General features: G+C 30.9%; 9 protein-coding genes. 1 reads left to right on the top strand and 8 read right to left on the bottom strand.

Going from position 1 to position 11,982, the window contains the following annotated elements; genetic code table 11:
- From COL3_RS06115 to COL3_RS06095, 5 genes are all read right to left on the bottom strand, one after another.
- Positions 1-1,577, bottom strand: a 1,577-nt coding sequence (locus tag COL3_RS06115; protein ID WP_099716588.1) for a fructose-specific PTS transporter subunit EIIC, incomplete at its 3' end; no start/stop codon positions are given.
- 46 nt (positions 1,578-1,623) lie between these two features.
- A complete protein-coding gene (pfkB, locus tag COL3_RS06110) occupies positions 1,624-2,529 on the bottom strand; it encodes a 1-phosphofructokinase (RefSeq protein ID WP_008419757.1) in 906 nt (301 codons plus the stop codon).
- A gap of 697 nt (positions 2,530-3,226) precedes the next feature.
- Positions 3,227-3,433, bottom strand: a complete 207-nt coding sequence (locus COL3_RS06105; protein WP_008419758.1) for a cation transporter — start codon at positions 3,431-3,433, stop codon at positions 3,227-3,229.
- A 129-nt stretch (positions 3,434-3,562) separates the two neighbouring features.
- On the bottom strand, positions 3,563-5,998 hold the full coding sequence (locus COL3_RS06100) for a heavy metal translocating P-type ATPase (RefSeq protein WP_008419759.1): 2,436 nt from the start codon (positions 5,996-5,998) through the stop codon (positions 3,563-3,565).
- Between the two features lie 12 nt (positions 5,999-6,010).
- Positions 6,011-6,277: a metal-sensing transcriptional repressor gene (locus tag COL3_RS06095; protein ID WP_008419760.1), complete on the bottom strand. Its 267-nt coding sequence runs from the start codon at positions 6,275-6,277 to the stop codon at positions 6,011-6,013.
- A 209-nt stretch (positions 6,278-6,486) separates the two neighbouring features.
- Here COL3_RS06095 and COL3_RS06090 point away from each other — a divergent pair, with 209 nt between their 5' ends.
- A complete protein-coding gene (locus COL3_RS06090; protein WP_008419761.1) occupies positions 6,487-7,581 on the top strand; it encodes an XdhC/CoxI family protein in 1,095 nt (364 codons plus the stop codon).
- 63 nt (positions 7,582-7,644) lie between these two features.
- On the opposite strand, the gene hisC is transcribed toward COL3_RS06090, so the two are convergent.
- From hisC to COL3_RS06075, 3 genes are all read right to left on the bottom strand, one after another.
- The gene (gene hisC, locus COL3_RS06085; RefSeq protein ID WP_008419762.1) at positions 7,645-8,709 is read right to left on the bottom strand and encodes a histidinol-phosphate transaminase; all 1,065 of its coding nucleotides are present in this window, start codon (positions 8,707-8,709) and stop codon (positions 7,645-7,647) included.
- Between the two features lie 2 nt (positions 8,710-8,711).
- Positions 8,712-10,034 carry a histidine--tRNA ligase gene (gene hisS / locus COL3_RS06080; RefSeq protein ID WP_008419763.1) on the bottom strand — a complete coding sequence of 441 codons (1,323 nt, stop codon included), beginning with the start codon at positions 10,032-10,034 and terminating at the stop codon, positions 8,712-8,714.
- Between the two features lie 632 nt (positions 10,035-10,666).
- On the bottom strand, positions 10,667-11,560 hold the full coding sequence (locus COL3_RS06075; protein ID WP_008419765.1) for a hypothetical protein: 894 nt from the start codon (positions 11,558-11,560) through the stop codon (positions 10,667-10,669).
- Positions 11,561-11,982 lie beyond the last annotated feature (422 nt).

The following is an 11,982-nucleotide window of genomic DNA, read 5'->3' as shown; positions in this document are numbered from 1 at the left end:
ACCATACCACCAGCCATAACAGCTGCCATTATATCAAAGTTTCCACTAGCAAGTGAAGCTGTACCAAAAAGATACGCTGCCTTATTAACAGGACCACCCATATCAACTGACATCATTCCACCTACAATAATTCCCAAAAGAATTTTACTTGTTCCACCCATTGAACTAAGCGCACTACTAATACCTGTATTTATAGCTCCCATAGCTGGGTTTATGAATAGAATTATAACACCTATTAAGAATATTCCTAGTAAAGGATATAATAATACTGGTTTTATACCTTCTAAGCTTTTAGGTAAATTTGCAAATAATTTCTTAAGACCAAGAACTACATATCCTGCAACGAAACCTGCAAGTAATGCACCTAAGAAACCTGAACTTACTGCCGGAAGTTTTGAATTAAACGCATTAGCAAAAGTAACACCTGAACTAGCTAGCGCTCCACCAACGAAACCTACAGCAAGACCTGGTCTATCTGCAATACTCATTGCAATAAATCCAGCAAGTACTGGTAACATAAACCCAAATGCACTACCACCAATTTTCATTAAAACTGCTGCAAGTGGTGTACCAGAACCGAAACCACTAGGATTCGCAGGATTAAATGTATCAAAAAGGAATGCTAAAGCTATAAGAATTCCTCCACCAATTACAAATGGCAACATATGTGATACACCATTCATAAGGTGTTTATAAATTTGACGACCTACTGATTCGTCTGCAACATCTGAATCGCTGTCACCTGTATTTCCAGTATGATGATAAATAGGTGCATTTCCACTAGTAGCTTCTTCTATTAATTTTGATGCTTTATGAATTCCGTCTGCAACCTTAGTTTTAATTAGTCTCTTTCCATCAAATCTAGCCATATCAACATTTTTATCAGCTGCTATGATTATACATTCAGCATTAGCAATTTCTTCTTTAGTTAAAACGTTTTTAGCTCCTCCAGAGCCATTTGTTTCAACCTTTATTGAAATTCCCATATCTTTACCTTTATTTTCAAGGCTTTCTGCTGCCATATATGTGTGTGCAATTCCAGTTGGGCAAGCAGTAACTGCTAAAACTTTATAACCATTAGAATTAGTTTTAACTTCATCCTTTACCTCATCCGGAAATTTTTCCATTTCTTTTTTATCTATTAATTTTAAAAATTCATCTTTATCAGAACAGTTGATTAAGCTTGTTCTAAAGCTTTCATCCATTAATATAGTAGATAATCTTGCTAATACTTCTAAATGTAAATTATCATTATTATCTGGTACAGCGATCATGAAAAAAAGATGTGCAGGTTGACCATCTAATGAATCATAGTCAACACCAGTTTTGCTGATTGCTGCTGCAAGAGATGCTTTTTTTACTGCACTTGTTTTTCCATGAGGAATTGCTATTCCATCTCCAATTCCTGTTGTGCTTAATTCTTCTCTAGCCAATATTGCCTTTTTATATTCTTCTTTATTATTTAAATTTCCTGTCTTATTCATTAAGTCAACTAATTCATTAATACACTGTTCTTTTGTGCTCGGATTAAAATTTAAGTTAATACCTTGTTTGTGTAATAAATCTACAATCTTCATTTTTGATCCTCCCTAAAATTTAGAATATGTTATAACCTCTTATAATTTAATTAAGTTGTTTTAATAATTCATACACTTCTTTTTCTGTTGCAAGTTCTTCTGAGAAAGCACTTGCACTACCAGTAGCAATTCCCATTTTAAATGCTTCATCTATGTCGTTATTTTTTAAATATCCACATAAGAAACCTGCTACCATTGAGTCTCCAGCACCAACTGAATTTTTTAGAACTCCTTTTGGAACTTCTCTCTTTATTGGTTCACCATTTTCAGGCAATAAAATAGCTCCATTCCCAGCCATTGAAATAAGAACATTTTTTGCTCCCATCTCTTGAAGTTTTTTACCATATTTAATTATGTCCGCATCATTTTTCAATTCAACATTAAACATTTCTGCAAGTTCATGATGATTTGGTTTTATTAAAAATGGTTTATATTTTAATACTTTTAATAGTAAATCTTTTGTTGCATCAACAATGAATTCTACACCTTTGTCTAATAAGCTAATCATAATGTTTTCATAAATGTCATCTGGTACACTATTTGGTATGCTTCCTGATAATATCAAGTAATCGCCTTTAGTTAAATCAGAAAGCTTTTCATATAGTATTTTTAAATCTTCGCTTGTAATTTCAGGACCAGAACCATTAATTTCTGTTTCCCCATCGCTTTTAAGCTTTACATTGATTCTAGAAAAACCATTATTTAGCTTTATAAAATCGCAACTTACTCCATAACCTCTAATTTGTCTTAATATTTCTTCTCCAGTAAATCCTGCAACATATCCAAGAGCTGTATTCTCAACTCCTAAGTTTTTAAGAACTATAGATACATTTATTCCCTTACCACCTGCATAAATTTGTTCTCCTTGATTTCTATTTAAAGAATTAACTTTAAAAGAATCAACTTTAACGATATAATCCAACGAAGGATTAAGAGTTATTGTACTAATCATTTTTACCACCTCCACTACATTGTTTTCATAATTAACATTATTTTAAATCAGTAACTGATACCTATATCTTTTGTTTCATTAAGACTGATATTAAGCCTCTCTCTTGTAAACATTATCGCTATTCCTGTGATTTAATAATAACTTATATTTCAACAAATTTCAATCATTTTCTTTCAAAATAAATCAAAAACAATCATAGTTTTTTGCAATAATCGTTATACCTCGATTATTTATGCTCTACTTTATTGTTTTTTGATTCATTTAGTTTTTGTAATATTGCTTATAATATTCCTCATCCCTTTATTGAATACTCGTAAATACAAATTTTTTTAATAATTCACATTGATATATTTAGAGCTTATCCCTAAATAATTTTTAGCACCATTCGATAATTAGAAAAATATAGAAGGATGATACAAAAGCAATCATGGAAAATAACTGCTGAATCTACAGAGATGACCATGTTATTTATAGATCTTTACTCAAAAAATGGTTGTACTTGTATATTCAGTTACAGAGCAGACAGATCCTGAAACTCCACATGTTTTCTATTATTTTTTCCTCCGAGGACTCCCTGCTCTTGGCTATATTCTTGAAATTATCACCTCGCACCCCGAACTTTCATTATTTAAATTATGCCTTTGCTTTGGACACAAAAAAAGCTTTGGCAATTTTATCTGCCAAAGCTTTTCCTTTATTATTCTTCTATTTTTACTACATCGTAGCCTTCTTCTTCAATTGCTTCTTTTAGAATTTCGTTATCAACATCAGTTTCAGCTGTTGCATATTTTCCTCCTAAGCTAACTTCTACTGATGATACTCCATCAATACCTTCTAAAGCATTTTTTACATGAGCAACACAATGTTCGCAGCTCATTCCTTCGATTAATATTTTCTTTTTCATTTTCATTCCTCCATTTCATTCAGTTTACAATTTACAGTTGCCAATTTACAGTTTAGGTGGAAAGTCCCACGGAGTTTCTTTAATATTTTTTTCAAAACCCTATGGATTTTGTTCCTCAACTGTGCACTGTTAACTGTTAACTGTAAACTGTCTAAGTCTTAGTGCATTTGTAAGTACTGATACTGAGCTTAAACTCATAGCTGCGGCTGCTATCATTGGACTTAATAATGGCCCTCCAAAAATATGAAGGATGCCCATTGCAACTGGAATACCAAGTACGTTATATCCAAATGCCCAAAATAGATTTTGTTTTATATTTCTAATGGTTGCTTTACTTAATTTAATTGCAGTAGTAACATCCATTAAATCGCTTTTCATAAGAACTATATCAGCAGATTCTATTGCAACATCAGTACCTGATCCTATTGCAATCCCCACATCTGCTTGTGCTAGTGCTGGTGCATCGTTTATACCATCTCCAACCATAGCCACTTTTTGATTTTCTCCTTGGAGCTTTTTCACTACACTCGCTTTATCTTCAGGTAAAACTTCTGCTAAAACTATATCAATACCTACTTGTTTAGCTATGGCATCTGCTGTTTTCTTATTATCTCCAGTAATCATAGCTACTTTTATTCCCATTTCATGAAGAGCCTTTATAGCACTCTTACTGCTTGGCTTAACTATATCTGCTACGGCTATTATTCCTCTAAGCACTCCATCAATGGAAACATACATAGGTGTCTTTCCTTCATCTGCTAATTTATCTGATTCTTTTGATAAAATATCCATCTCTATACTCTTCTCAAGCATTAACTTTCTATTTCCAACAAAAATAGTTTTACCTTCTATCTTAACTTCTATTCCATGACCTGGAATTGCATTAAATTCTTCTATTGTCTTAAATTCTAAATTCTTTTCTTCTGCCCCTCTAACTATTGCTTCACCTAAAGGATGTTCTGATCCCTTTTCTGCGCTTGCAGCTAGCGCTAAAATTTCATCCTCTAAAATTCCATTAGCAATGATGTCAGTAACTACAGGCTTTCCTTCTGTAATTGTTCCTGTTTTATCAAATACAATTGTATTAATTTGATGAGTTGTCTCTAAAGCTTCCCCGCCTTTTATTAATACTCCATTTTCAGCGCCTTTACCTGTTCCAACCATTATAGCTGTTGGAGTTGCAAGACCTAGGGCACAAGGACATGCTATTACAAGTACTGCAATAAATATTGTTAACGAAAATACAGTTGTTTCTCCCGAAATTAACCATGCTAAAGATGATAATATGGCTAAAACAATTACTGTTGGTACAAAATAAGCTGAAATAACATCTGCAAGCTTTGCTATTGGTGCCTTTGAACCTTGTGCATCTTCAACTAATTTAACTATTTGTGCTAGTGCAGTATCCCTGCCAACCTTTGTTGCCTTATATTTAATAAATCCAGTTTTATTAATACTTGCTCCAATCACACTGCTTCCAACTGTCTTTTCTACTGGTATACTTTCACCTGTAAGCATTGATTCGTCAATTGCTGTACTTCCTTCAATAACTTCTCCGTCTACTGGCAGTTTTTCTCCTGGCTTTACTAAAACTATATCTCCTACTATAACTTCTTCAACTGGAATAACTATTTCTCTGTTACTACGTAGAACAGTTGCAGTTTTAGGTGCTAATCCCATTAATGCTTTAATAGCTTGTGAAGTCCTTCCTTTTGAAACAGCCTCTAGATATTTTCCAAGGGTTATCAAAGTTAAGATAACTGCAGCTGATTCAAAATATAAATGCATGGCATACATAGTGTCACCAGTACTTATTTTATAAATACCAAATATACTGTATATAACTGCTGCAAGTGTACTTATGGCTATTAAGGAATCCATATTAGGACTTAATTTAACTAAGTTTTTTATTCCAACCTTATAAAATTTATATCCCATGACCATTACAGGTAGTATTAACACTAGTTGAATGACTGCAAAATTTAAAGGATTCATCATAGAGTCTATTATCATTGGAAGGGGCATTCCCAGCATATGGCCCATGGTTATTATTAAGAGTGGGACTGTAAATATTACTGAGACAACAAATCTTCTTAATAGTAATTGACTTGCATCAAGCTTTTCTTTTCCTTCTTCCTTTTCTTCTTCCTTAACTAAATTATATCCTGCCTTATCTACAGCAGCTTTAATCTGACTATAACCAATTTCATCTTCATCTATACTTATGGTAAGTCTTTCAGTGGTTAAATTAACAACAGAGCTTTGAACTCCTTTAAGCTTTTTAGTAACTCTTTCAACTCTGGCTGAACATGCTGAACATGTCATTCCTTCAACTTTAAAGGTATAAGTCTTTAAATTTTTCTTAACCCCATATCCAGCTTTTACAACTGTATTTTCTATAACTTCATTATTCAATTTATTTTCATCAAATTCTACATTTAGAGTTTCCGTAGCAAAATTAACATTAGCATTATTTACTCCATCTAATTTTTTAACAAATCGTTCAACTCTATTAGCACATGCTGAACACGTCATTCCCTCAATTTTAAATGCTTTTTTCTCCATATTTCACCTCCATTATTTAGAAAGTAATTTTTCTAAAACCTTATTGAATTCTTCTATCTTTTCGTCTGGATTGTTATTATGACAAGCTTCCTTTACACAATGACGTAAATGTCCTTGCAGAATCATTAAATCTGCTTTTTTTATTAAAGATTGAACTGCCATTAATTGATTAGCAACATCAATACAATACCTATCATCCTCAATCATTTTTATTATGCCTTCAATTTGACCCTTAGCTGTTTTTAAAGACTGTAATGCTTTTTTTCTTTCTTCACTCATATTTCGCCTCCTGCACCACCCCCACGGGGCGGGGTATATTTATATTATATATGATTAATAATCGTTGTCAATAATAATTACTTTTGATTTGGATTAATTAACATATAGTAGTTGAGACTTCGACTACTATATGTTATTATTTTTGTTAATATTATTGGATTTTTCAGATATTAAATACTATAGAAAATGTAATTACAAGGAGAATTTAAATGAGCAAAAATATATATATAAACTTACTTGAAGAATTAAATGCTGGTAGAAAGGCAATTGTAATCACAACTCTTGATAAAAAAGAGTTTGAAAATAATGCTCCTGCAAAAAAAATTATTATTACTGAAGAAAATCTGCTTAATCATGATTATATCTCTGAATTTTCTGGCTATAGTCAAATAGTACTTGAAAAATCAAAATACGCCTTGGAGACTGGAACGTTGCAATTTATTAAAGCCTCTGAAGACCAAACTTATTTAATCGAGCCTTATTTTCCACAGCCTCGCTTAATCGTTTTAGGTGGTGGACATATCGCCAAACCCTTAGTTGAGTTTGGTTCAAAGGCTGGATACTCTGTTACAGTTATTGACGACAGACCCTCTTTTGCCAATACTGCGCGATTCCCTACTGCTGAAAAAGTTATTTGCGAAAGCTTTGAGAAATGCTTTGATTTAATTAACTTAAATAAATCAACTTTTGTGGTTATCATAACTAGAGGCCACAGGCATGATATGCATTGCCTCAAGGAAGTATTAAAACATGATACAGCATATGTTGGAATGATTGGTTCAAAACGTCGAGTTAAAGGAGCCATGGAACAATTAGTTAATGAAGGTTATTCTCAGGAAAAACTAAACAAAGTTAATGCTCCTATAGGTCTTGAAATAGGCGCCATTACACCTGAAGAGATAGCAATCTCCATTTTAGCCCAAGTTATAAAGTACAGAAGGCTTGTAAATCCAGCTGATGGCAGAACTATTAACAAAAAATCTAACTGGCCAGACTTTGAGCCAGATGTGCTAATGGAATTATGCAAAGAAGATGATTTTCCAAAAGCGATTGTTACAATTGTATCTACAAAAGGCTCAGTTCCAAGAAAGGCAGGAGCTAAAATGCTTGTATATCCTTATGGAAATATTTTTGGAAGCATTGGTGGCGGGTGCAGTGAAGGAGAAGTAATTAATAATGCCCGCAATCTACTTAAAACTGGTGGTTATGAATTCCAAACTGTAGATATGACAGGCCAAGCTGCTGAAGATGAAGGCATGGTATGCGGAGGCATTATGGACGTAATTATTGAGTATTTTAAATAATAGTAAATCGCTGTATTACTTGATTTACATATCCTGTAATACAGCTTTTTTTGTTTATTTATACTATTTAAATAAAATTATCTCTCTTAATTTTTCTAAAAGGACTTCCATTTCTTCCTGAGTACCTATGCTTATTCTTAGGTAGTTATCAATTTTAGGTTTATTAAAATACCTAACAAGTATCCCGTTATTTCTTAATTCCTTAAATAATATTTTAGCTTCAATTGTATTGTGGCTGACAAACAAGAAATTAGCCTTTGATTCTAATACTTTAAATCCTAATTTCTTTAAATTTGGTATTACTTTTTCTCTTGTATCTATAACTTTTAATCCAATGCTTTGAAAATAAGCATCATCTTCAAAAGATGCTTTTGCACCTGCTAGTGAAAGCCTATCAAGGGTATATGAGTTTATAGAGTTTTTAATTCTATTAAGACCTTCTATTAAATCTTTATGTCCAAAAGCAAAACCAACTCGAAGTCCTGCTAATGCTCTTGATTTAGATAGAGTTTGTATAATTAGAAGATTTGGATAGTTATTTATAAACTTAATCATAGATTCGCCACCAAAATCTACATAGGCTTCATCAATTATAACAACACTTTCTAAGTTATATTCTATAACCTTCCTCAAGGATTCCACTGATAAGTATTTTGTTGTTGGAGCGTTGGGATTTGCAATTACAACTCCACCATTTGCAGTGCAAAAAGACTCTACAGAAAAATCAAAATTGTCATCTACAGGGATTAAGACTTTTTTTAGATTAAATAACTTAACGTAGACTTCATAAAAACTGTAGGTTATATCTGGAAATAAAATTGGATTATTCCTATTGAAAAATGCCATAAAAGAAAAAGCTAACACTTCATCCGAACCATTACCTACAAATATTTGATTTGGTGATAGATTATAGTAGTCTGCAACAGTACTTCTAAGATCATCGCAGTTTGGATCAGGATATAATTGTAGATTTTCCTCAGCTGCTTGCTTAATAGCTTCAATTACTTTAGACGATGGCGGATATGGATTTTCATTAGTATTTAATTTAATATATTTCCTATCCTTTGGCTGTTCTCCTGGAACGTATGGTTCAATATTTTTTGTAATTTCACTCCAATATTTACTCATTTCTAATTCTCCTCTCTATTTTCATACTTGTTAATTTCATCTATACTAATCACTTTTTCTTCTCCAGTAAACATATCTTTAATCTTTACCTGCTTATTTAAAACTTCATCTTCTCCAATCAATAAAACATTAGGTATTCCTAATTTATTGGCATAACTAAGTTTTTTCTTTAATTTTTCATCTTCAAGATATATTTCACTATATCTTCCATTATCCAATAACTTATTGTATACATCTACGCAGTATTCTAATGTATCGCCAATTGGTATTATTAAGTACTGAACAGATTTTTCAACCTTATAATTATTTAAAAAACCTATTTCTTTTAATACAAAAAATAGTCTTGTAAGACCAATAGATATTCCTACTCCTGGCAAAACCTTATCTGTATAATTTTGAGCTAAATTATCATATCTTCCTCCTGAGCATATAGAACCATAACTTTCATTTCCTATTAAAAATGTTTCAAATACTGTTCCTGTATAATAATCTAGGCCTCTTATTATTTTCAAATTTATTATACATTCGTTATCCTCTACTCCCAAAATCCTTAACATTTTCATAACCGCTTCAAGCTCTTCTATACCACTTTTAAATTCCTCTGAATTTAAATCCAATTTTTTAAGTTCAGTTAATATTTCTTCATTACTCCCTTTTATATTGATAATCTTAATAAGAATATCAGCTTTCTCTGATCCTATTAATTCATTTAATAATTTTTCAAATTCATTACCACCTATCTTGTCATATTTATCAATTAGTGTTATGACTTCAGCCGTATTAATAATTTCTAAATTGTTTAAAATAGCTGATAATATTTTTCTATTACTTATTTGAAATCTATAAACTTTTAAACCAATGGCTTTAAATCCTTTGGACACCATGCTAATTACTAATGCATCATTACTTATACTAAGTTTGTTATTCCCTATAATATCTATATCACATTGATAAAATTCTCTATATCTTCCTCTTTGGTTTCTTTCTCCTCTATATACTTTTCCAATTTGATATCTTTTGAATGGAAATGTTAGCTCATTAAAATATTGAGCTGAAAATCTTGCAAAAGGTACCGTTAAATCAAATCTCAATGATAAGTCATTATTTCCTCTGTTAAATCTATAAACTTGCTTTTCAGTTTCTCCTGCACTTTTTGCCAATAAAACTTCTGATTTTTCAATAATTGGTGTATCCATTTCTAAAAATCCATTTTTTTCATACACCCTAGTTATTTTTCTTACTATATCTTTAAACATTTGTTGTTCCTTAGGTAATAATTCCATAAAACCTGGTAATATACTTGGTTCAATTTTAGTATTTTTCATAATTTTATTCTCCCTCTTAATCCTATAATTTGATTTTGAATAACAAAAAAACCATGCAGGCATATATCCTACATGGCTTAACAAATTACTACTAACATTTAATTCATCATCACCAGCAGATACAAGCCTACGAATTATAGACTTGCATCTGCTTTTGAACAGACCAAGTCTTGCTAGTGATGATGATGTATGAAGTTTACAATTTTCATATTAAATGCTTTCATAATATTTCCTCCCAAAATTTAATTGTTATTATTATACAATATAAAATTCTTGTTTTCAATTATAATTTTTTATGATAAGAACAAAGTGCCGGCGGCACGTTTTATTTTAAAATTTTATACTATCCTGGACATGAACAAAGGACTGCGCCACACTCTCTCAGAGAAATTTTCCATAGATTAAATATAGCAACTCATATTTGTTTACACTTATAGCTACATATTTCTTGTCGAAACACAAAAAATATTAACTTTGATATTCACCTTTCTTCACCCTATCTTTTTAAAATCCCTCTGCTATGTATCAAAATAATGTTGTTACTTAAAGTACAAAGTACAAGCACTTGTTAAAATGTTTCCTAAAATTACTACTTAAACGTATTTCTTTTATCTCTGATATATCTAATATACTTAATACATATAATTTTCTATCCTTCTTACTTTATTGGTTTTAATAAATCTATCTCCATTTAGCAAATTACTCAGCATTATTTGAACATAATCCAATTCTTTATCTAAATTATATAACACAAAGAAACTAAGATACCTTTGCAGATACTTGGTAGCAACTCCACGGAAAACTTTAAGCCAGTTTTCTAAATTTAATGTGAAGTACTTTACTCTATCATCATCTTTTACTTCCAAAAATTGTTTTTTATTATGCTCTTTAGCTGCTATCTCCAGATATCTATCTCCATATGGAACCATATATGCTTTCTTTTCCACTTTTGAGTATACTTTTTCATAATAAGTCTTCCAATCCCATGCTTCTCTAAATACAGGTTTAACAAACATAGAATCCTCATCTCCTTTGGCTCCTACTATCCAAATATTTCTTCTTCTTTGTGTTGTAAAATCAAATTCAATGTTTCTGCAACCCTTAAAGTTCTCTTTTAATATTGTTTTTGTAATATATACAATTCCCTCTAAACTATTTTGAGTACCATCTAAACTTAAGGCATATAATACTTTATGCCTCCAGAAAAATGCAGTTACTAAGCTTATTTTTAATTTTTTGGCACAAAATCTTAATGACTTCTTTTCTAGCATTAATTCAATAAATTCCAACCATATTTCTGGATTCTTCTTTGAATAGCTCCATAACGAATCCGTTGCTTTTGAAAAAGTTTTATTACATTCTCTGCATTTGTATCTTTGTATTCCTTTATACAAGCCATTTTTAATATAGTGGCTTCCTCCACAGATTGGACAGCATTTCACAACTCTATTGTCATAAAAATCTTTTCTTAAAATATAGTTTACATGTGTTTTTAATTTTTTTAATTTAATATCTTCTTGTATCAAAAGAAACACCTCTATTTTGTATTTTCTTCTAATACTTGCCACACTTTTATATTTATAATCAAAAACAACATTTAATTAATACATTTTATAAGGATTTTTTATGATACATATATGCTTACATATGTACTTTTTTCACAACACATATCTACATGTATATACTCGTATTTTAATGAAATTTTTACAATCTAAATTTATCTTATCCATTGATATTACTGACTTTCAAAATTGAAAATTTTTATATTTTCCTACACATTAAAAAAAGTGGCTGTGCCACGTTTTATTAGGGTGAATAATGTATGATTAGGGTTGAAGCTCAAAGAGAAAGTTCAAGTAACCAAATATAACATTTGGAGCATCACTTTTTGTGCTTTCACTTTTTACTTCGTAATTTCTTAAACATTTTATTTTTGAAAAGCCAAAGG

It is taken from the genome of Clostridium sp. LS (genome assembly GCF_002760435.1).
Classification (GTDB): domain Bacteria; phylum Bacillota; class Clostridia; order Clostridiales; family Clostridiaceae; genus Clostridium.
The sequence above is the reverse complement of the archived record's forward strand: the minus strand, read 5'-3'. Positions and strand labels throughout refer to the sequence as shown.

Coding starts and splice junctions, on each gene's coding strand:
- pfkB (WP_008419757.1), bottom strand. CDS start 2,529: ATGATTAGTACAATAACTCTTAATCCTTCGTTGGATTATATCGTTAAA.
- COL3_RS06105 (WP_008419758.1), bottom strand. CDS start 3,433: ATGAAAAAGAAAATATTAATCGAAGGAATGAGCTGCGAACATTGTGTT.
- COL3_RS06100 (WP_008419759.1), bottom strand. CDS start 5,998: ATGGAGAAAAAAGCATTTAAAATTGAGGGAATGACGTGTTCAGCATGT.
- COL3_RS06095 (WP_008419760.1), bottom strand. CDS start 6,277: ATGAGTGAAGAAAGAAAAAAAGCATTACAGTCTTTAAAAACAGCTAAG.
- COL3_RS06090 (WP_008419761.1), top strand. CDS start 6,487: ATGAGCAAAAATATATATATAAACTTACTTGAAGAATTAAATGCTGGT.
- hisC (WP_008419762.1), bottom strand. CDS start 8,709: ATGAGTAAATATTGGAGTGAAATTACAAAAAATATTGAACCATACGTT.
- hisS (WP_008419763.1), bottom strand. CDS start 10,034: ATGAAAAATACTAAAATTGAACCAAGTATATTACCAGGTTTTATGGAA.